Below are 22,337 nucleotides of genomic sequence, written 5' to 3'. Positions count from 1 at the left end.
CTTAAAATGCTCAATCTTGCCCTGATTCGCCTTACCTATATGTCCAACTGCTTTATTTGAAAAGTTTCTACGAACAACTTCATTCCAGTTCCGTACCTGTATGTAAAATTGGTTTCTAAAGTATAAATCAAACAGATATTGCAACTGATCAACCAAACCTTGTTCATCAAATTTCGGAGAATGCTTAAAAATGAGAATACAATGCAAATTCACGCCTAAATGAAAATCATGCTCAAATTTTGTATTTGCACAAACAAAGTTGGGTAAGCATTGTAAAATATTACCTATCAATTGAGTCTGTTGATAAATGAGACTAAAAAAATTCTCGAAGTTATAGGTATTGCGGTTTTGATAAGAATTGATAAATCGAACATCTACACAAAGAACATACACACTGCCTAGTTGTTCAAGCAAAAAATCAAATGATTGATACATCTTCCCTAAATGATCCAGTCTTTCTTTTCTTTTTTCCCCTCTAGAAATGTAATTGTGCTCGTCTTGCTCTTGAATTTTAGATATACCATCAAAGCACTTTTCTTTAGGAAAACTGTCTACATTCCAATTTCTATCGATTGCAATATTAATGTCATCAATTTGAAAAAATGACTGGTTAAGTAAGTGCAACTCTTCCAGATCAGTCACTCCTGCCATCCAAAGTCGTTGCTGTAATTTTTTTGGGATTTCTGGATTTATGTAGATTTTTTTAAAAATATTAAAATTATCACTAAATCGTACATTCGGTAATTTCATCATATTGCGATGAAAACGTAATGTGCTGAAAGTTGCATGTATCTTATCAAGCCGCTTTTGATCATTATTTTTGACTGCCTCTTCATAGGTACTAAGGCTTGTTATCACGCGATTAAAGATGTTATCAACAAAAAATTCTATGTTTTTCAGGATCTGAACTGATTCGTGAAAAAATAACGATTGATCGAAATTCTCATCTTTCAGATTTCTCACTGACCGTTGAGCACGCTGACTTAAAATTTTAAAAATATCCTCTTTTTTTATTTCTATTATTTTCATAATCTATGCTCTAAACAAATAAAATCAGCCGTTACAGTATATAAATTATATCCAAAAAGTTACTATTAATCACATTTTTAAAAACCATTATTTTTTCAAAAAACGACTAAGCAAACAAAATATCAACTAAAAAATAATTCATATTTGTGTTGATAATGTTGAGACAAATAAGATGAAAATATTCTCTCATGCCTTTTCAATATTCAGCTAATGAGGGTCAGTGAAAATTCATTAAGATTAAATCTAAAGCCTGTGTTTAATTTCAAGGAAATATGTACAATCAAGTAATTATTAAGAATATCTAAACAAAAAATTTAAAGGTTTGAATCCTGATATAGCTTTTTTAATGATTGATTTTCATGATGCTATCCAAGTAATTCGCCCATTTCTGCAACCACTCCGCACATTCCGCTTCATAATTATGCAGGTTGTACGTTCCCTCAATTCCCTTTTTGGAATGCCCTAGAACTGCTTCTGCAATATCTGTAGGACAGCCTAACCTAGACAATCCTGTTCTAACCGTCCGCCGTAAATCATGTGGATTCCAATCATCCATATTTTCCAACCAAAGTTGCTCAGGACGATATTTCGTTTGAACTTTCTCTGGATTCTTCAGTTGCCATTTCATTTCACTCAAAGACTTTTGCTGAATAGGAAGCCCTGTTCGACTCGAAGCGAATAAATATTTCTGATCAGGTTTGTAGAATGTGTATAAGAAATTAACGCATTGGGTTGATAACTGAACATAACGCTCAGTGCTATTTTTTGAAGCTTTTAGATGCCATATACCTTGATCTAAATCAAAATCGCTCCATTGTGCATCACACAATTCTCCAGTACGGCAACCTGTCCACAACGTTAAATAAAGGATATGTTTTTGATGTGTTGTAAATCCAGATGTTGGCAACCAAGCCAATACACGTTTTAATTCCTGATCATTTAAAACTCGTGTACCCTTTTTACAGGTTACTTTTAGCCTTGATTGCTTGATACTCATTTTGGCTAATAAGGCAGGATTGGCAAAATTGGCAGGAAATCGCTCAAGTCCAATAGCGTATTCATACGCTAACGTCAATTCGGACAATACCCGTCCAGCCTGCACATTAGAACCACGATCAATAATCTCTTTGGTTAAAGCCACCACATCCTTTCGAGTTACTTCTAGAGCAACCCGATTTCCTAAAACTCGTACCGCATCGCCATACAGGGTTCGTCGTGTTTCAGATTGACCTTTGGGCTTTCTTACCCCCAAGACCTTCTTCCTTTCTCCTGTTCGAGGGTCAGCAACCCAGTGATCTTCAATCACCTCCATCAAATACATTTCTATCATTTGATGTACCGTGAGTTGAGACATATCTTTTTGTGCAAGCTCTTGCTCAATCTGTTGTTGAAGCTTCTCCTGCTCTTTTTTTTGTTTTGGACAAATCCCCTGATTTCGTTCAGCCTTTAAACGAATCAGTTCTATCCTTGCCTCTAATAATGAAACTTGAGGGAAATTTCCAATTTTATATTGCTTAATTGCATCATCCACAGGACTACGGTAGCGGTAGAAAAAAGTCTTCATTCCCGTTTTACCACAATGTACCCTTAGCCCTACATATTCCCCAATATCCGCCTTATCAGGATCACCCACTTTCATTTTCTCAATAGCTTTTGCTGAAAGTGCTTTTTTTATTGGCGTTTGTTGATCTATCGAACGAACCACTTTAATCCTCACTGAAAGATTGAATTATTTGTTATCCTTTCAAGCTGTCCATTTTTCCAATATTGATAAGGAATGATGGCTAGTTTAAACTAAAACAACCTACACTAAAACCTACACTAATGTTTTGGCTTGGGCTGTATTTGCTTAGATTTTCTCCTACACCTTCGGATATTCTGTTTATGTTATACATGGTTAAAAACATTGAAAATAAAGGACTTAATAACAATGAATGATAATAATAGCATGGCAGATCTTTCAAACCACACCCCAATGATGCAGCAATATCTCAAAGTCAAAACAGACTATCAACATGCATTGCTGTTCTACCGTATGGGCGATTTTTATGAGCTTTTCTTTGAAGATGCACATTTAGCAGCCAAACTTTTAGGTATTACCCTGACCCACCGTGGCAAAGCCAGTGGTCAGCCAATTCCAATGGCGGGTGTACCTTATCATGCAGCAGAGGGCTATCTGGCTCGTTTAGTCAAAGCTGGCCGTACTGTCGCCATCTGCGAACAAGTTGGTGAGGTCACAGGCAAAGGTCCAGTTGAGCGTAAAGTAGTCCGTATCTTAACGCCAGGCACATTAACCGATGATGCTTTATTGGGAAGTTACCAATCGTCGAATCTGGTTGCGCTCTGTATTCAACAAAATCAAATTGGTTTCGCCTTACTCGACTTGAGTGCAGGCATCTTTAAAGTTCAACAACAAGACTATAAACCTGAACAATTGGCCATTGAACTGGCGCGTTTAATGCCAAGTGAAATTCTGATCGATGAAGATCTGGTGGATCAGAATATTATTGAGCAAATTAAGAAAAATCTGGACTGCCCAATCACTAAACGTCCGAATGTCGATTTCAATTTAAATAATGCCCAAAAGACCTTGTGCGATCAGTTTAGTGTATCGACTTTATCTGGATTTGGCTTAGATCCACTTCCACTGGCAAAAGCCGCTGCCGCAGCACTGATTCACTATGCCAAAGAAACTCAAAAAACGGCCTTACCACATATCCGTTCCATTCAAATTGAGCAAAGTACCGACTTTATTGCACTTGATCCGATCACCCGTCGCAACTTAGAGATTATTGAGCCATTGTTTGAACATGGCACATCTTTATTCCAGTTGATTAATGATTGCCAAACCGCAATGGGTGGACGCTTACTCAGTCGGACCTTGATGCAACCGATTCGTGATACCGCCGTTTTGGATGCGCGTCTTGATGCAACCGAGCAATTATTAAAAGGCTATCACGAATCACCTGTGCGCTTGGTGCTCAAAGAGATTGGTGATATTGAACGTGTACTCAGTCGTGTCGCTCTGGGGAGTGCACGTCCACGTGATTTAGTACAATTGCGTCAGGCATGTGCACAAATTCCATTCTTACGTCATGCCCTTGATCCTGTATTAAAAACACAGCAATCTAAACTGTTAACACAATTAGATGAAGAACTGGGTGATTTTAAGAGCCTGCATCAACATTTAATGGCTGCCATTGTTGAACACCCACCCGTGCTATTGCGTGATGGTAATGTTATTGCAGAAGGCTATGATGATGAGCTGGATGAATTGCGCAAAATTCGTGATCATGCTGGACAATTTCTAATTGACTTAGAAATCAAAGAGCGTGAACGTACAGGAATTAATACCTTAAAAATTGGTTATAACCGTGTCAGTGGTTACTATATCGAGTTGACCCGTGCACAAGCAGAACAGGCGCCTGCCGATTATATTCGCCGTCAAACGCTGAAAAATGCTGAGCGTTATATCACACCTGAACTGAAAGGTTTTGAGGATAAAGTGCTTTCCAGTGAATCACGCGCCCTTAGCCGTGAAAAACTGCTGTTTGAATCACTTTTAGATGAGTTACGCCAAAATATTGCACATTTACAAATGATGAGTGCCGCGATTGCACATATCGATGTAGTGGCAAACTTTGCCCATCAAGCCCGATTGAACAATTGGGCAAGACCTGAGTTTAGCGCAGAAACAGGTATCAAAATTCAAGCGGGTCGCCATCCTGTGGTAGAAGCCTTAAATAAAGCGCCATTTACACCAAATGATACCTTTTTGGACACCCAACATCGTATGGCGATTATTACAGGTCCAAATATGGGTGGTAAATCGACCTTTATGCGTCAAACCGCATTAATTAGTCTACTGGCCTATTGCGGCAGTTTCATTCCAGCCAAGTCAGCAAAATTAGGTCCGATTGATCGAATTTTTACCCGTATTGGCTCTGCAGATGATCTCTCTACAGGTAAATCGACCTTTATGGTCGAGATGACTGAAACCTCCCAGATTTTGCATCATGCCACCAGTCAATCTTTGGTCTTGATGGATGAAGTTGGTCGTGGAACCAGTACCTATGATGGTCTTTCTTTGGCTTGGGCCTGTGTGGTTGATCTAACCAAACGGGTAAAATGCTTATGCCTGTTCGCAACACATTACTTTGAATTGACTGAACTTGGCAGTGAAGCAGGCATTGATAACTACCATGTCACCGCTCAAGAACTGAATGGCAACTTGATCTTGCTGCATAAAGTACAACAAGGCCCTGCAAGTCAAAGCCACGGTTTACAAGTCGCAAAATTGGCAGGTATTCCAGCCAATGTAATTAAAGAGGCGCAGAAGCGTTTAAAAATTCTGGAGAAACAGCAACACCAACATTTGCAAAGCAGCGTACAGAATGATTTATTCAGCGCTGTTGAACATGAAATTGAAACTCCGGTAGTTGAGCGAGTAATTGAAGTTGAAGTCAAATCTCCTGCATTGGAATTGTTACAACAGATTGATGTTGATGATCTGACCCCTCGTCAAGCGCTTGAACAACTGTATCAACTCAAAGCCTTATTTAAGACAACACAGACGCTCGAAAGTTAATCGTGTCGAAATCAGCTCTGGTTTTATGCCAGAGCTGATTTACATAGTGCGCACTAAAATCAACAACCCCTCACCCCGTTATCGGCTTGATCATGTTATTGCTATATAAGATCAATAGCTCTATGAGGAAAATCTCATGTCTCGTGGTGATAAATCGGCTTATACAGCAAAACAGAAAAGACAAGCAAAACATATTGCACAAAGTGAACTGGAGCAAGGCCGCTCTCCAGAAGAAGCTGAGCGAATTGCTTGGGCAACGGTCAACAAACAAGATGGTGGTGGGCTGAAGAAAAAGTCAAACTAACAAGTTGAGCGCTGTTGTTGAGACTTATTATCAACAAAAGTCATATAAATAAGTCCATTTCATTGATACGAATAATAAATATCAATAAAAGGAATTGTTTCTATCAGTATTTTTTGCCTAAAATACACTATGCAAAATGAAAACCATATTTTTTAGGTAGCTGTCGCCATGACCTTTGTTGTCACTGAAAATTGTATTAAATGTAAATATCAAGATTGTGTTGAAGTTTGTCCAGTTGACTGCTTCTACGAAGGTCCAAACTTTCTTGTCATCAATCCAGATGAATGTATTGACTGTGCGCTCTGTGAACCTGAATGCCCAGCAAATGCAATCTTCTCTGAAGATGAATTACCAGAAGGTCAAGAAGTCTTTATTGAACTCAATGCTGAATTGTCTGAGAAATGGGCGGGTAATAACATCACCCAAATTGGCGAACAACCTGCCGATCGTGAAGAGTGGAACGGCAAGCCAGACAAACTGCAATATTTAGAAAAATAATTTGAAAGGCCAGTTTTACTGGTCTTTTTTATACCTGAATCACACATTTCTTTGCAATTACCTCATTATTCATGGCTTATTTTGCATTAAAATAGTTCACCTACAGATTTTGAACTGCCTTTTATCATGCAAAATAAATTACAGGGTCTATTACCATTATTGATCATTCCTGTGATGATGGTGGGCTGTAGCAGCTCCACAACAAAAGTAAATCAAAACCAAGGTAAAAGAATTTACATTCCACAAGAACAAGTGACCTTTACTCGCCCGATTCCGAATAAAGTTGAACCCGCATCATATCGGCAATGGCTCAATCAAGGTGATAACTATGCACGCGTTCGTGAGTATGAACAGTTTCTGAACCGAAATAATGTCGCACACATCATTCCAAGTTTTGAGCTATTACGTACAGCACGTGACTGGCAGAAATGTGGTCGTACAGAATATATGGTTCCTAATCGTGAATTGTGGGGTAATGCCCTATCAACCCTACGAGTGTTTAAGTATTTAATCGCAGCCAAAGTTTTAACCGATTTTGAAGTCACTTCAGTTTATCGCGATTTACCCCTAAACCAATGTGCTGGCGGGGCTGGCTCTTCAAAGCACTTATTTAACTCAGCGATCGATTTTCGTATCGGGCCTGAATATCCTCAACCGCAAGACTACGCATATATTGAACAAACCAAGTTTAAGCTATGCCAATTCTGGGCCCAGCATGGCCAGAGTCTGGATTTAGGGATTGGCCTATATAGTTCTGGTCAGATTCATATTGATACTCAAGGCTACCGTACTTGGGGACCAGATCTGACCCGAAATAGCTCAATGTGCAATTTCTAAAAGTAGATTACGCAGCAAAAAGGGATCATTTAGATCCCTTTTTGCTGCAATCAAATTGCACTCTGAATATAAATGTTTAAAATGCAGCTAACAGATTGATAGGTAAATTTGATTATGCAACAGATGTGGACCGAGGTTGATGACTATATCAATTCACATTTAATTCCCACAGACCCAAGACTTCAACATGCATTAGACAATACCGATACTCAAGGCTTTTCTAATCATTTGGCTGTTGCGCCTAATCAAGGCATGTTTTTGCAGATGCTGATTCAGATGAACCAATGCAAACGGGTATTGGAACTAGGTACCTTTGGCGCATATAGCACCATTTGGCTCGCCAAAGCATTACCAGAAGATGGCTACCTACTTACCGTTGAAGGTCGAGATACCCATGTCGTGATTGCCCAAGAAAATATTGATTTTGCCAATATGCCAACCCGTATTGAGCTAAAAAAAGGTCGCGGTGCAGATGTCATGAATCAACTGATTGCGGATCACAGTGAGCCTTTTGATTTCATTTTTATTGATGCAGATAAACAAAGCTACCGTGAATATTTTGAACTGAGCTTACAGCTTTCTCATTCAGGTACAATTATCGTGTTGGATAATGTCATCCGTGCCGGTGCTATTCTGGATGAAAACAACAAGAAACCAAGTATTGAAGGAATTCGTGAGGCATTCACAGCCTTGAAAGATCATCCTCAATTGCTCTCTTGCACCGCTTTACAAACAGTCGGTTCGAAAGGGCATGATGGTTTTGCAATCGCGATTGTAAAATAGCGATTAAAAAACAACCTATTTAATTTAGTTGTGTAATATCAACAAATTATATTTATCTCTAGTGCTTTTCCATATAGTTATCCACAGGAATTGCGGATAACTATATAGAATAAAATGAATCACTTAGCCACTAATAGTGGAACATTGGCATTACGGAAAATAGTCGTCGTAATACTGCCTAAGAAGAATTGATGAATTTTACTATGACTGAAAGCTCCCAATACGATTAATTGAATATCATGTTCTCTTTGATATTCAAGAATATTTTGGGCAACATCACCATAACGATAAATAGAAACCACATCTAAACCCGCATCAGTCAAATACTTTTCCGGTTCCGCCAACATTTCAGGATGATCTCCAACATACAACAAATGGCACTGAAGTTTTTTTAACAGGTCACTTTGTGCAATGCGTTGCAACATTTTTTGGCAGGTCGGTGAATATTCATAAGCTAAGATAAAACGCTTTGGTGGCTGGAAGTGTTCCCCGACAGTAATCACTGTACAATTGGCACCACGAATAAAATTCTCAACATTACTTCCTATTGGTTTATTTTTTTCTGCCGCCCGTTCCCCAACCCGTCCGATAATCACGATGTCATTTTCATTGAGGAGATTGAAACTTTGCTCTAGAAAATCACCTTTTTCCTGAATCTTAGAACTGCTTAAGCCATACTGTTTTTCAATCATTTCAGAAATATGTTTCAGCAAATTATTACTATAATCCAGTGCTAGCTCACTTTGTTTTTGTTCCAACTCGGCAAGTTCTTTGAGAAGCATAGCATTACTCTCAAAACCAATCACCCCACTGATTTCACCTAAATGATAACTCGCTGGGTAATAGTCCAAGATTTGCAACAGTACTAATTCCCTTTGGGTTTGTCTGGCTACCCACACAGCCGCCTCTGCCAGAGCATCAATGCAGGGTGAAGAATCAATACATGCAATTACACGGTTCATTTTCGCCTCTCTCTAGGTATATACCTTAGGTCTTCTACTTATTTTTAACTTAACATAGATAAAAGCATGGTAGGTTAAATTTATGTATCGAATCTCATACGCTTTTTTAGTGCTTTTTATTCAGTACGATAGCGAATTTTTTTAGCTGGATTTCCGACAACGACAGCGTAGTCTTCAACATCTTTAGTCACCATGCTATTCATACCCACTACTGCATGATGCCCAATTTTGATTCCATCTTTTATTCCAACATGCGCCCCCAGCCAGACATCACACCCCACCTCAATTCCTTTGGACGTAACAGGTTGCTGATAAATAGGACGATCCATCCCCATTCCATGATCAAATGCATATAAATGGCTATAGGCTGCAATTCGGACTTGATCATTTAATTTGATCCCCGCTCTCCCCCCATCTAGAATGCAATGATGATTAATCGCAACCTCATTCCCGATTTCCAAAGGACCATGTAAAGTACAATCCGCCGCGATGAAAGTATTATCCCCAATTGAAATTTTTCGACCTCGCTCGGCAAAAATATGCGCTAAAGGTGAAATAAAACAGTTCTTTCCAATTTCAACGGTTTCCATCTCCATCAAATAGGCTTGATATTCAGCTTGCCATGCTTCAGCCCATTCACGATGCTTTGGTTTTAGTGACCAATATAACCATGGCATGTAATTCAAACGTTGTTTATGCTGTTCCCGATATTTTAATAAAGGATCATGCGTCATGTTCTTGTTCCTCTATTACTTTTAGCAATTCACGACCCCGAGTCACATCTTGAAGTTTAATTCTCAAAGCTTCAATTTGATGCACTTGTAATCGGGCTAATACCATGACTCCTGTATCGGTATAGCTTTCTTGATATTCAATCTGTTGCTGCATCAATTCATACTGAATAATCGCCCATTCATTAAATAGACAGGCAAATTGAACTTGTTTCTTTTCAATCAATTCTATCTTTTCAGCCAAGAGCAGACATTGTCCTGCACAGCCCCCATAAGCACGAACCAAACCACCTGTTCCCAGTTTAATTCCACCATACCACCGATTCACTAAGACAATCACATTGGTCAGCTCATTGCCTTCAATGGTTGCAAGAATTGGGCGGCCTGCTGTGCCAGAAGGTTCACCATCATCATTAAAGCGGACATGATGACCGATCTTCCATGCCCAACATTGATGCGTTGTCGACTGATCTTTGTGCTGTTCCAGAAAGTCTTTCACTTGCTGTTCATTTTCAACAACTGCAGCAATCGCCTGAAAACGACTTTTTTTAATGTCTTCTTCAAAAGTAACCGTACTGGCAATGGTAAATGGCATAAAAACAAATATAAACTTAAAACATAATTATAGCTTTTTACATCACAAATAAAAAACCTCGCATACAGCGAGGCTTTTTTTAAATCAACATCGCCTAGCGTTCGCGCAATGCTTCTTTCGCTTTATTAAATGGTTTAAGTAAGTAATCCATAATGGTTTTTTGTCCTGTACGAATATCTACCGTTGCCACCATACCTGGCGTAATACTAAAAGCTTTACCAGCTTTGTTATACAAACGGTCTGAATCCGTACGAATATAGACACGATAGTAGAATTGATCTTGCTTCACTTCATCACGAATAGTATCTGGTGATATCACTGTTACTTTTCCATCTAAACCACCGTAGATCGAATAATCATAGGCCGTGATTTTGACCAATGCCTCCTGCCCTGGGCGAATAAATGCAATGTCGCGTGGTGAAATACGTGCTTCAATCAATAATTTGTCCTCTAAAGGAACAATCGTCATCAGCTTTCCGTTTTGCGGAATCACGCCCCCTAGTGTGGTAACGTCAATCTCTTTCACTACCCCACGAACGGGTGCCTTAAATACTGCACGCTGCAAACTGTCATTCCGACCATTGACGATTTGTTGTTGAGTCTGGATATCGGTATTTGCCTTAGATAACTCTTCGCGTGCTTTGACATAATATTGATTACGGGTGTCATTGATTTTATTACTAAGATCATTGGCTTCACGTTTTAAACGTAGAACTTCAACCTCACTGGCTGCACCTTTTGCCACGAGTGGCTCAGTCATTGCCAATTCCTGACGGACTAATTTAGCAGCCTGTTCATAGCCCTCAATCGACTGGTTCAAGTTAGCACGGCGAGAGAGATACAGTGCTGTTTCCTCTTGTACAAGTTTTGGATTCTTTTGCACTTCTTCTGGGAAACTCAATGCTGTTCCGCTGACCTCAGCACGCAAACGTGCTGCCGTTGCCTGTGCGGAAATCAACAAAGACTTAGATTCACCAACATTTGAAGCAAATCGCGTTGGATCAAGTTGGGCAAGCACTTGTCCTTTTTCAACAACATCACCTTCTTTGACATCCAGTTTAGTTAGAATCCCCCCTTCAAGCGACTGGATAATCTGTTCTTTTGAAGAGGGAATTACCTTCCCTGTACCCGTTGAAACTTCTTCTAAATTAAATAACCATGCCCAGATTAAGAGTGAAAATAAACCAATCCCAATCATCCAAACAACCAGCGTCGAACGAGGTAACTTAGGCTCCTTATAAGTTACATTCATCGAACGGCTGCTGTTTTGTTGTTGTTCACTCATAAATTTTCCTCGAACTATTAAACTATTTTTTGTTTTATCGTTGATTGTTGTAAGACTTGATCTACTGGTCCATCCATGACGATTTTACCCTCGTTCATGACAATAATTCGGTCAACCAGCTCCAAAACAGCACGTCGATGCGTAGCAACGACTAAAGTTCGATAACCTAACCAATTTTTCAAATGATCAATTAATTGTTTTTCAGCAACATCATCAATTGCAGCTGTAGGCTCATCAAGCAATAAGATATTAGGCTGACGAATTAATAAGCGTGCCAGTAACAACGCTTGTCGTTGCCCCCCAGAAAAACCAACCCCACCTTCCAAGACCAAATGATCTAGTCCTTCTTTCTTTTCATGTACAAAACTAAGTGCTCCAGTCACTTTGAGCACTTTTAAGATATCCTCATCACGGGCTAAAGGTGCCCCAAGCGTCAGGTTCTCACGGATGGTGCCATAGAATAAATGTGCATTCTGATTGAGCAGTCCCATATCGCGACGAACATCAGCAGGATCAATCAAACTAATATCCAGATCATCTAAATGTACTGAACCAGAGTTTGGAAATTGCATGGCAGATAAAATTTGTAGCAGCGTTGACTTACCAGCACCGTTACGCCCCAAGATCGCAATCCTCTCCCCAGCCCGAATTTTGAGTTGTGGAATGACTAAACTTGGACGTGGATCTTCCTCTGTATATTGGAATACCACTTTGCTCAACTCATAATCACCATGCAGCACCTCTTTGTGTACCAAATGCGCTTGATCAGGTTGATCAACAGGTTTCTGCATTAATTCATCGAGGCTCTTTTTCGCTACTTTCGCCTGTTGTAAACGACCTAAAATCCCCGTAATTTGTGAAATCGGTGCAAGCATACGAGAAGATAAAATCGAACATGCCACCAATGCACCCGTTGTCATATCCCCTTTCATTACAGCAAAACAACCCACCAGAATTACTGCGGCATAAGTCAGCCCCTGAATTTTCTGTGTCCAAGCCGTGAGTACACCAACAATCTTACGTTGCTGCATACTGATATCCGCAGATACCTCATTCATGTGGTTCCATTGATTTTGGAACCGAGACTCCGCACGTAATAGCTTAATGTCTTCAATGCCTTGAACGGCCTCTACCAAGATCGCATTACGAATAGACGATTCTCTCATTCCTTCTTGGGCAAGTTCTGCCAATTTCTTTTGTGCCAAGATTGCAGGCAAAATCATTAATGGCACCACTAGAAGCATGACCCAAAATAAATCACCACCAATAATTGCAAAGATCACCAAGAATAAAAAGAAGAATGGCAAATCCGCCAGAGCGCCCATAGTGGTTGATGTAACGAGCTCCCGAACACCTTCCAGTTCACGAATTTGAGAAATAAAAGTTCCTGTTGACTTTGAGCGTTCACTATTTTTAATTCTCAAAGCGTGACCAAAGACACGATCTGATATTCTTAAATCAGCGCGTTTTCCAATAATGTCAGAAATATAAACCCGAGAAAGCCGCAAGGTAAACTCGAAAATGGCAGCAATCAGAACACCAGCTGCAAGCACCCAAAGCGTTGGAATTGACTGTGAAGGGACGACCCGATCATAAACCTGCATGGAAAAAATAATCGTTGCCAAAGCTAAAATGTTAGCAATCAGCGAAGCCAGCATAATGTCGACATAACGCTTCCAGTCTTGTAAAACGATAGACCAGAACCAGCTTTGCTCATAAGGTTTAATGTATTCATCAATACGCGCATCAGGCACAGATTGCTCAGGTCGCAGTACATATACATTCTTTATGATGTGTTTGAGTGCACCAACGGCAAATTTCTGCGAAAGGCCTTGATCACCACTCAGTTGAACACTGACATGGCCTGAACCATCGGCTTTATCAATCACTCCCACCTGCCCATCTGCAAGCTCTACAAGTATAGGTAATCTCCAGGGATTAATGACATCATCACTAAATGCAATTCTTCTTACATTCATGCCAACCTGTCGACTAATCAAAATAAGGACTTCGTCTAAATTTTGATTTTGATTCCAGTCAAGTTGTAGGCGAATCCGTTCCTCAGAAGGTTCAATTCGATAATGCTTTGCAATCGTCAGTATGGCTTGTAACCAAGGCTGATAGTTTATTTTTGTAGTGATCATGGTTGTACCTCAAATCCTTGGATTTTTATATTATTGAGGTCATAGGCTTGACGAGAACGTCCTGTCGCAGCAATGTATTGTGCAATACTGCTGTAGATATCATAACGTGCTGTTTCTGCCTCTGAGTTCGCACTATGAATCGCTTGCTCTGCATTAAGCAGATCTACCAAAGTGCGAGTTCCCAATTTATATTGTTCTTGGTAAAGTTCTCTTGTTCGTATTGTTGTCGCTTGTTGCCCCGCCAAGACCTGCATTTGACGTTGCTTATTTTCGATTTGCTCCCTGCTGGTCCGGATTTGATCCAGCACTTTTAAATATACTGCATTAACTTGTGCTTTTGCTGCCTCTTCAGCAAAACTGGCAGCCCGGGTTCTTGAGGATGTCGCCCCGCCTTGATAGAACTGACTGGTTGCTTCAAACATAATGGCACTATCAAACCCACCATCTTTTTCATTATTGGGGTTACGACCGTGTAAAGCTTGACTCAGTTCTCCTTTTACAGATAGTGTCGGATAATTACTGACCTGTGTTTGTAATTTTTGATTACGTGCAACTTCAATCCCTGCCTGTGCGGCAATCATCTGCGGAATCGTATTGAACTGCGGTGCGGCATATAAATCAGACTGTTTAACAAACTCATCTGGGATGATCCATTGTATACTTTGTGTATCAAAACCCAATAAAGTATATAAATGCTGTTGATACTGACTCAGTAAAGACTGCTGGGCGATCATTGCAGATTGTGCAGATTGTAAATAAGATTGTGCCTGTATCGGGTCAGCCTGACTACTAATTCCCGCATTTGCACGTAGATTTGCAATTTCTTGAATGCGTCTTATCCCAGCAATCTGCTGATTAGCAATCTGTATAAGCTTCTGATAACGCTGAATATTAATAACTGTTTGTGCAACATCCAATGAAATATCATCAATTTTAACCAAGACATTGGCTTGCCCAACAACGACTTTTGCTTTTTCAACATCGACTCCAGACTTCACTTTTCCAAAGTCATAGAGCATTTGTGTCGCGCTCAGAGTGAGTAATTGCTGACCTCGGGTACTTTTCTTACCCAGATCTCCTGTACTTACGCCCCCCCCACTTGCGGATAGTAACCTGATTTAGCAACATCAATATTGGCATTTTGAGACGCCAATGCTGAAATCCCTTGGGCAATCTCTGGGTTACGCTGTACTGCAATCTGGACGGCATCTTTTAATACTTTAGATTGATTCTGCCAAAAAGCCGTCGGAATCGTTTCTTGTGGACGTCCAGAACCAACTACGGGTAAATCACTCCCTAATGAAGAATCCACAGAGAAATTACTTAATTTCTGCATCTGTGCGACCTTAAACTCATCACTGCTTTGCGGAACAAACAGTTTCGTTAGATTGTTCTTTAAAGTGTGATATTGCTCACTTGGTGGTGTTGCATGTGTCATCGGCACAGATAAGGTTGCTACATAAAGTAACCACTTGAAATCTATACTTTTTATCCACAATCCATTATTCACTTTTATATCTTTTTGCAAGTTCATATTTTTTTCGTATTGTTATCATTTCAGCATTTTCATTTTAATCATTTTTTTATAAAAAACACTATGTTCCGCACATAATTTCAGCTAATGATATGTTTATATTTTTGTAAAACAGTTCACACTTTTATAGAATATAAAAATTATATAAAAGGTATAAAATAAATATTTTTCATTAACTTAAGTAAAAAAATATAAAAAAAACTAATCGGAAAATAATTTTTCTTCTTTAATTTCGGTTCGATCATAAAAAAAGAACCCGTAGGTTCCTTTTTAAAGTTTCGGCTATCAGGAGCCTTAAACAACAAAATCGTCACCTAAATATACTTTACGCACTTGTTCATTGTCTAAGATTTCTTGCGGTGTGCCTTCAGCAATCACAGAACCTTCACTCACGATATAGGCTTTCTCGCAAATCGCTAACGTTTCACGAACATTATGATCAGTAATGAGTACTCCAATCCCCCGATCTTTGAGCGTCTGAATAATATCTTTAATATCACCAACAGAGATTGGATCAACGCCAGCAAAAGGTTCATCCAAAAGCATAAACTTAGGATCTGCAGCCAAGGCACGTGCAATTTCAGCACGGCGACGTTCACCACCAGAAACGCTCATTCCCAATGAATCTTTAATGTGATTGATTTTAAAATCGCTCAATAATTCATTTAAACGTTGCTGACGCTGCTGTTTATTTAAGTCTTTGCGGGTTTCCAAAATTGCCATGATATTTTCAGCAATCGTGAGCTTTCTAAAAATAGAAGCTTCCTGTGGTAAATAGCCAATCCCTTTACGCGCACGCTCGTGCATTGCGAGATCAGATAAATCAAGATTATCGAGATGGATCTCCCCTTTGTCCATACGAACAAGCCCGACCACCATATAGAAACTCGTGGTTTTACCTGCACCATTCGGCCCAAGCAAGCCCACAATTTGTCCACTTTGCATTGTAAAAGATACATCTTTTACAACCCAACGTTTACTATAATTTTTAGCTAAGTGCTTAATACAAAGCGTTTGTGGTTGTTGTCCCGACTGTTCCATTAATCACGCGCCCCTGGGAAACTTTTTGAACTAGAAGGTGGAATAATAATTTGTACCCGATTGGTCGAAGAACCTTGAGCCTCAACGTCCCCTTTGTTCATGCTGTATTTTAAGCTATTACCACGAATACTCGAGCCATCTTGATACAGATATGCTTTGCCAGTTAAGGTAATGATTCCTGTATCAGCATTATAGACAATCGTCTGTGCTTCACCACGCGCTAAACCTTTGTTAGTATCCATTTGCTGTTGAAATTTTGCAGGTTGTCCTTTAGCCGTGATAATTTGAATCTCTTTCTTGCTATTTAAATTTGCAACAAGCGAATCAGCCTGAAGCTTCATTGTCCCTTGCTCAATAACAACATTGCCAGTATAGGTTGTTATACCCGTTTTATCATTATAGGTAGCACGATCAGCAACCAAAGAAAGTTGTTGATTCCGATCTGATGGCAAAGCAAAGCTAGCAGCAGAAGAAAGTGCAACAAGAGCAGCACAAGTTGCTTGTTTAAGGAAAGCAGAACGAGATTTAGAATTAAGAGCTTGGCGCATACTTTCCTCGAATTTTATAAAATTCATATTGACCATTATTTAAATTAGCCTTTAAACCCTGACTCACGAACTCAGCAGATGGTGATTGAACCGTGACTTGATGTTGTGTTTCGAGTTCTCTTGTTTTTGGGTAACCTGTGAGTTCATCAGTGTAGAACTCCATTTTACCTTGATCAGACAATTTTGTTGCAACGACATCGCCCTGCAAGATGACTTTACTATTATCATCAAAGCCATTTGCTTGTTTGGCATAAAATGTTGCATCAGGCTTACCCTGTTTGTACATCGTCGCATTCAGTTGATCAAGCTGAGAAGTTTTTGATTGCATATTCTGTTGTAGCTGTTTAACTTCAGCCCGAATATACAGATTCCCCTTTTCATCTGTTTGCGTTAAATGAACACCTTGTGCTGAATAAGTCATATTCTTTGCTGAATCAACATCCAGCTTTTTTGCTTTGCCACTATAATAGTAATAGCCACCGCTCACAGCAGCGACCGCAACAGCGACAACATATAAAACTTTGGTATCCATAAACTGGGTTACCTAACCTTTGAGCAAATCAACACTATATTAATGTGGTACAGCAAGATATTTTTCAAGCAGTTCTTGGTAAACACCTTTTGCCATCAATAACATATCGCACACTTCACGTACAGCACCACGGCCACCCATCGCCTGAGTAACCAGATTGGCACGACGGCGCACTTCTTCATGCCCATTTGGTACAGTGACTTTCATGCCTGCAATAGCGAATGCAGACAAATCAGGCCAGTCATCTCCCATATAGATACAATCTTCGGGCAAGAGTCCTAATTGAGCACAAGCTTCACGTAATGCAGCGCCTTTATCTTCACGGCCCTGAAAAACCAAATCGACCCCCAGATCAGACATCCGTTTTTCAACGATGTTACTTTTACGCCCTGTGATGATAATCACTTTCATACCCGCTTTCTGGACAAGCTTCATCCCCAAGCCATCACGAATATCAAATGATTTAATTTCATCGCCGGAATTGGTTAGTGTGACAAAACCATCACTTAAAATTCCATCTACATCAAGTACAAGTGCCTGCAAATGACGCGCTTGTTCTTGTAAAGCATAAGATGCCATAGCTTAATTTACTCCAGCCTGAATAAGGTCATGCATAGCAATCACACCAATGACCTTATTGGCTTCATCAACGACCACAAATTGATTCACTTTTTTCTCATGCATTTTTTCCAATGCTTTGACCGCACGAGCCTCCTGAGAAATCGTCAGTGGTTTTTTAGTCATTACAGCCGAAACAGGCAAGTTCACATCAAAACCTTGTTGTTGATCAATCATGCGACGTAAATCACCGTCCGTAAAAATACCTAATAATGTATCATTTTCGTCAACAATCGTGGTTAAACCCAGACGCTTATCTGAAATTTCATACAACACCTTATTCATCGGCGTATCAGGGCGAACTTTTGGTAGCTCAATCCCTGTATGCATCAAATGTTTCACATGTAAAAGCAAGCGTTTACCTAATGCACCTGCAGGATGCGAACGTGCAAAGTCATCGGCAGTGAAGCCGCGTGCTTCCAATAAAGCAACCGCTAAAGCATCACCCAACACCAGTGTCGCAGTAGTACTTGAAGTTGGTGCCAAGCCTAAAGGACATGCCTCATCGGCCTCACCCAAAGTTAATGCCACATCAGCCGTTTGTGGCATTGGGCCTTTATCATCACGACTAATCGTAATTAGTGGCACCCCTAAATGCTTGATGAGTGGCATCAACATCATAATTTCATCACTCTTGCCCGAGTTAGAAATTGCGATGAGTACATCTCCACGTACCAGCATGCCCAGATCGCCATGACCCGCCTCACCTGGATGCATAAAGAAAGAGGGCGTTCCCGTCGATGCAAAGGTAGCCGCCATTTTACGACCAATATGACCAGACTTGCCCATACCTGTAATGACGACACGTCCCTTGCATTGCAAAAGTATTTCACATGCAACATCAAAACGCTCATCAACCTGTGCAGCAAGAACTTCAATTGCTTGTTGTTCGACACGCAAAGTTTCTAATGCACTTTTTTGGAAATCTATGGCTTGTGACATATGAGCTTGACTCAAAATAATACTCTATCCACCCACAGGGTAGATGATTTTAATCAAAAGAATGATGCGGATTCTAACATATCTGCAAATCTTACACGTTTCTAAATGTATAAGTTTTCATGAAAAATGGAGAGATGAAGCATGAAACAAGACTCATTATATACGAGCTAAATGTCAATCTTTTGAACATCTATGTATTCGCCACTTTTACATTCATCTATAAACGCTTGTCCCTTCCACGCTTTGCACAAAAGACTTGCTTATTATTAAACCAAATTGTATATACATATACATGTCAGTTTATACATGAACATACTTAAGCAACAAATCATGTATTTGTGAATAACGATAAGTATTTCAAGGATACGGAGTGAAAATGAGCTCATTGGATGAGAAAGAAAAACATCAGTTTATTGAAAGCCGCAGTATTGATTTCATTCCAGAACATGAAAGGCATGGCAGCATATTTGGTCAATTCACATTGTGGTTTGGTGCCAACTTGCAAATTACTGCAATCGTTACAGGTGCCTTAGCTGTTGTACTTGGTGGCGATGTATTTTGGTCAGTTATTGGTTTATTGATTGGGCAATGCTTCGGTGCCATCGTCATGGCCTTACATGCCGCACAAGGTCCTAAACTGGGTCTTCCCCAAATGATTTCCAGCCGCGTCCAGTTCGGTGTTTATGGAGCCTGTATTCCAATCTTCTTAGTTTGTTTAATGTACATCGGATTTACTGCCACAGGTGAGGTTTTGGCGGGTAAAGCCATCGCACAATTGATCAATGTAAGCAGCACAACAGGAATTTTAATTTACGCAGCTTTTATTGTGATCTTTGCAACCATTGGTTATCGTCTAATCCACTGGGTCGGGAAAGTTGCCAGTGTCATTGGCATCATTGCCTTTGTGATTATTTTAAGCCAAATTTTGACTCATTCAAATTTTGCAGCGTTAATTGCCGTTCAAAAATTTAGCTGGCCATCCTTTTTATTAGCGATCTCACTGTCAGCCTCTTGGCAAATTTCATTTGGTCCTTATGTTGCTGATTATTCCCGATATTTACCCTCAAACACCTCTTCCACACGTGTCTTCTTGGCAGTCGGTTTAGGCTCTTTAGTCAGTTCCCAAATTTCGATGACTTTAGGCGTATTCATTGCACAGATTGCTCAAGGCGGATTTGTCGGAAATGAAGTGCAATATGTCGTCGGCATGAATACGGCTGCTCTTATTATTACCTTTTTATATTTCAGTATTGCCTTTGGCAAAGTCACCCTGTCAACCCTGAATGCTTATGGGTGTTTTATGTGCATTGCAACGATTTGGAATAGTTTCAAACCTCATTCTCAAATTTCAAAAATGACGCGTTTATCTATCGTGCTTGCGATGGTTGCCATTTCTACACTCATCGCGATTCTTGGTGAACATACTTTTTTAAATACCTTCAAGGCCTTTATTCTGTTCTTGCTCACCTTTTTTATTCCTTGGAGCGCCATCAACCTCGTGGACTACTATTTCATTTCTAAAGAAGAATGTGATGTTGCCGCGTTATACGATCCAGATGGGGAATATGGTCGTTGGAACCCTATTGGTATTGGTTGTTATGTCATGGGAGTACTGTTACAACTCCCCTTTATTCACAGTAAAGTTTACACGGGTGCAATCGCGACCATGCTAGGTGGAGTCGATATCTCCTGGTTAGTCGGTCTCTTAGCAACGGCTATCATTTATTATTATTTTGCAAAAAAGGCACAAATTCGAGTATCGCACCCCATCGGCCATAAATAAAGAAATATTGCAAACGAAAGCCATCTTTTTTCTACTGATAACTTTATGAAATATGGTGCATACGTTATGATGAATAACGATTTTTGTAGAGTGTTTGAAAACCCTTATGCAACCTTTTGTTCTATATAACTCTGAGCAACGTAAAAAAGTTGAATTTGTCCCACGTAAAGAAGGTCAAATCGATATGTATGTCTGTGGCATGACAGTCTATGACTACTGTCATATCGGACACGCTCGGGTTATGGTTGCATTCGACTACATCATTCGCTTCCTGCGTAGCCAAGGCTGGAAAGTTCGTTATATCCGCAATATTACCGATATTGACGACAAAATCATTGCACGTGCCAATGAAAATGGTGAAAGCATCCAGCAACTCACAGCTCGTTTTATTCAAGCCATGAATGAAGATGCAGCAAATTTAGGTTGTGCTGAACCTGATGAAGCACCGAAAGCCACCGAATATATTGATCAAATGCAAAATATGATCGGTACATTGGTTGATAAAGGAGCTGCATACCCTGCTGCCAATGGCGATGTTTATTTTGAAGTCAGCAAGTTCAATAACTATGGCCGTTTGTCAGGCCGTAAATTGGATGATATGCAAGCAGGTGCATCTGAACGTGTCGATGTTGAAGTTGAAAAGAAGCATCCTTTTGACTTTGTACTCTGGAAACACGCCAAAGAAAATGAACCTGCTTGGGCTTCACCTTGGGGTAACGGTCGTCCAGGTTGGCATATCGAATGTTCAGCAATGTCAACCTGCTGCCTCGGCAACCACTTTGATATTCATGGTGGTGGTTCAGACCTGATGTTCCCGCATCATGAAAATGAAATCGCACAAAGTGAGGCTTCAACGGGCGAACAATATGTAAACTACTGGATGCATGTTGGCTTCATCAATGTAGATGGTGAGAAAATGTCTAAGTCTTTAGGCAACTTCTTTACCATTCGCGATGTGATGGAGAAATTCCACCCTGAAGTGATTCGCTACTTCATTGTGTCATCACACTACCGTAGCCCGGTTAACTTCTCTGATGTGGCTCTAAAAGAAGCAAAAACAGCACTCAGCCGTTTCTATCATTCGTTTAAAGCCTATCAACAGGTGTACGGTCAAAAAATGGTTGAGACGCTAGAACAGGGCTTTGTTGAACGCTTTAACAATGCCATGTGTGATGACTTTAATACTGCTGAAGCAATGGCGGTACTATTTGAACTGAATAAAGAACTAAATCGTGCAGTGAAAGAAGAGCAAGCAGAACAAGCAACAATGCTTTACTCTACCCTACGCCACTTAACGAACATTCTTGGTTTAGTTCAACATGATGTGGATGAATTCCTTAAGTCAGATATTGGTCAAGAAGCACTTAAACTGTCTGATACTGAAATTGAAAACTTCATTCAACAACGAGTCGATGCAAAAAAAGCCAAAGACTTTGCGAAAGCCGATGGCATTCGCCAGTCTTTATTGGATCAAGGTGTAGTTTTGGAGGATACCCGTCAAGGTACAATTTGGCGACGTGCTGATTAATTCAACACTTAGCATGATAAAGAGTTGACACTTGAATGAAACTCTCTATAATGCG

At 40.0% G+C, this 22,337-nt stretch carries 18 protein-coding genes and 2 pseudogenes; 7 read left to right on the top strand and 13 right to left on the bottom strand.

All coding sequences use genetic code 11. The annotated features are described in order from the left end of the window. Together Aba26S_RS10930 and Aba26S_RS10925 are read right to left on the bottom strand one after the other, a co-directional pair. A pseudogene (locus Aba26S_RS10930) lies at nt 1–1,029 on the bottom strand (hypothetical protein); the annotation flags it as partial. A 343-nt stretch (nt 1,030–1,372) separates the two neighbouring features. After that, nucleotides 1,373–2,734 carry a site-specific integrase gene (locus Aba26S_RS10925; RefSeq protein ID WP_043971877.1) on the bottom strand — a complete coding sequence of 454 codons (1,362 nt, stop codon included), beginning with the start codon at nt 2,732–2,734 and terminating at the stop codon, nt 1,373–1,375. A 225-nt stretch (nt 2,735–2,959) separates the two neighbouring features. Between Aba26S_RS10925 and mutS the strand changes: the two genes are divergently transcribed. From mutS to Aba26S_RS10905, 5 genes are all read left to right on the top strand, one after another. After that, on the top strand, nt 2,960–5,617 hold the full coding sequence (gene mutS / locus Aba26S_RS10920) for a DNA mismatch repair protein MutS (RefSeq protein WP_043971871.1): 2,658 nt from the start codon (nt 2,960–2,962) through the stop codon (nt 5,615–5,617). 136 nt (nt 5,618–5,753) lie between these two features. Next, the gene (locus Aba26S_RS21125; protein WP_005243163.1) at nt 5,754–5,921 is read left to right on the top strand and encodes a hypothetical protein; all 168 of its coding nucleotides are present in this window, start codon (nt 5,754–5,756) and stop codon (nt 5,919–5,921) included. A gap of 168 nt (nt 5,922–6,089) precedes the next feature. Then, entirely contained in the window at nt 6,090–6,419 is a 330-nt protein-coding gene (gene fdxA, locus Aba26S_RS10915; protein ID WP_004652744.1) for a ferredoxin FdxA, read from the top strand. 123 nt (nt 6,420–6,542) lie between these two features. Continuing rightward, on the top strand, nt 6,543–7,256 hold the full coding sequence (locus Aba26S_RS10910; protein ID WP_026040192.1) for a D-Ala-D-Ala carboxypeptidase family metallohydrolase: 714 nt from the start codon (nt 6,543–6,545) through the stop codon (nt 7,254–7,256). Nucleotides 7,257–7,370: 114 nt separating this feature from the next. After that, a complete protein-coding gene (locus tag Aba26S_RS10905; RefSeq protein WP_043971868.1) occupies nt 7,371–8,039 on the top strand; it encodes an O-methyltransferase in 669 nt (222 codons plus the stop codon). Nucleotides 8,040–8,158: 119 nt separating this feature from the next. Here Aba26S_RS10905 and Aba26S_RS10900 read toward each other — a convergent pair whose 3' ends face one another. From Aba26S_RS10900 to Aba26S_RS10850, 11 genes and pseudogenes are all read right to left on the bottom strand, one after another. Continuing rightward, a complete protein-coding gene (locus tag Aba26S_RS10900; RefSeq protein WP_043971867.1) occupies nt 8,159–9,001 on the bottom strand; it encodes a universal stress protein in 843 nt (280 codons plus the stop codon). Nucleotides 9,002–9,117: 116 nt separating this feature from the next. After that, nucleotides 9,118–9,735: a DapH/DapD/GlmU-related protein gene (locus Aba26S_RS10895; protein WP_043971865.1), complete on the bottom strand. Its 618-nt coding sequence runs from the start codon at nt 9,733–9,735 to the stop codon at nt 9,118–9,120. Continuing rightward, entirely contained in the window at nt 9,725–10,327 is a 603-nt protein-coding gene (locus tag Aba26S_RS10890; RefSeq protein WP_043971863.1) for a YigZ family protein, read from the bottom strand. Before Aba26S_RS10890 ends, Aba26S_RS10895 begins: the two co-directional genes overlap by 11 nt. Before the next feature lie 94 nt (nt 10,328–10,421). Then, nucleotides 10,422–11,612 (bottom strand): HlyD family type I secretion periplasmic adaptor subunit, encoded by a 1,191-nt coding sequence (locus tag Aba26S_RS10885; RefSeq protein WP_005243174.1) that lies wholly within the window; start codon nt 11,610–11,612, stop codon nt 10,422–10,424. Nucleotides 11,613–11,629: 17 nt separating this feature from the next. Further along, nucleotides 11,630–13,753 (bottom strand): type I secretion system permease/ATPase, encoded by a 2,124-nt coding sequence (locus Aba26S_RS10880; RefSeq protein WP_043971876.1) that lies wholly within the window; start codon nt 13,751–13,753, stop codon nt 11,630–11,632. Continuing rightward, nucleotides 13,753–15,290 (bottom strand): annotated as a pseudogene (locus tag Aba26S_RS21650) (TolC family protein). The gene Aba26S_RS10880 and the pseudogene Aba26S_RS21650 overlap by 1 nt, the downstream one beginning before the upstream one ends. 294 nt (nt 15,291–15,584) lie before the next feature. Next, a complete protein-coding gene (gene lptB / locus Aba26S_RS10870) occupies nt 15,585–16,331 on the bottom strand; it encodes an LPS export ABC transporter ATP-binding protein (protein WP_005243178.1) in 747 nt (248 codons plus the stop codon). Next, nucleotides 16,331–16,879, bottom strand: coding sequence for a lipopolysaccharide transport periplasmic protein LptA (gene lptA / locus Aba26S_RS10865; protein ID WP_005243179.1), 549 nt, complete (start codon nt 16,877–16,879; stop codon nt 16,331–16,333). Before lptA ends, lptB begins: the two co-directional genes overlap by 1 nt. Further along, nucleotides 16,863–17,411, bottom strand: a complete 549-nt coding sequence (lptC, locus tag Aba26S_RS10860) for an LPS export ABC transporter periplasmic protein LptC (RefSeq protein WP_005243180.1) — start codon at nt 17,409–17,411, stop codon at nt 16,863–16,865. Before lptC ends, lptA begins: the two co-directional genes overlap by 17 nt. A 39-nt stretch (nt 17,412–17,450) precedes the next feature. Beyond that, nucleotides 17,451–17,990, bottom strand: coding sequence for an HAD family hydrolase (locus Aba26S_RS10855; RefSeq protein WP_005243181.1), 540 nt, complete (start codon nt 17,988–17,990; stop codon nt 17,451–17,453). A gap of 3 nt (nt 17,991–17,993) precedes the next feature. Beyond that, nucleotides 17,994–18,971: an SIS domain-containing protein gene (locus Aba26S_RS10850; RefSeq protein WP_005243182.1), complete on the bottom strand. Its 978-nt coding sequence runs from the start codon at nt 18,969–18,971 to the stop codon at nt 17,994–17,996. Nucleotides 18,972–19,347: 376 nt separating this feature from the next. Between Aba26S_RS10850 and Aba26S_RS10845 the strand changes: the two genes are divergently transcribed. Beyond that, nucleotides 19,348–20,754, top strand: a complete 1,407-nt coding sequence (locus Aba26S_RS10845; protein ID WP_043971862.1) for a cytosine permease — start codon at nt 19,348–19,350, stop codon at nt 20,752–20,754. A 106-nt stretch (nt 20,755–20,860) separates the two neighbouring features. After that, nucleotides 20,861–22,282 (top strand): cysteine--tRNA ligase, encoded by a 1,422-nt coding sequence (gene cysS, locus Aba26S_RS10840; protein ID WP_043971861.1) that lies wholly within the window; start codon nt 20,861–20,863, stop codon nt 22,280–22,282. Nucleotides 22,283–22,337 lie beyond the last annotated feature (55 nt).

It is taken from the genome of Acinetobacter sp. NBRC 110496 (genome assembly GCF_000876115.1).
In the GTDB taxonomy this organism is placed as follows: domain Bacteria; phylum Pseudomonadota; class Gammaproteobacteria; order Pseudomonadales; family Moraxellaceae; genus Acinetobacter.
This window is presented reverse-complemented; position numbering and strand designations above follow the sequence as displayed.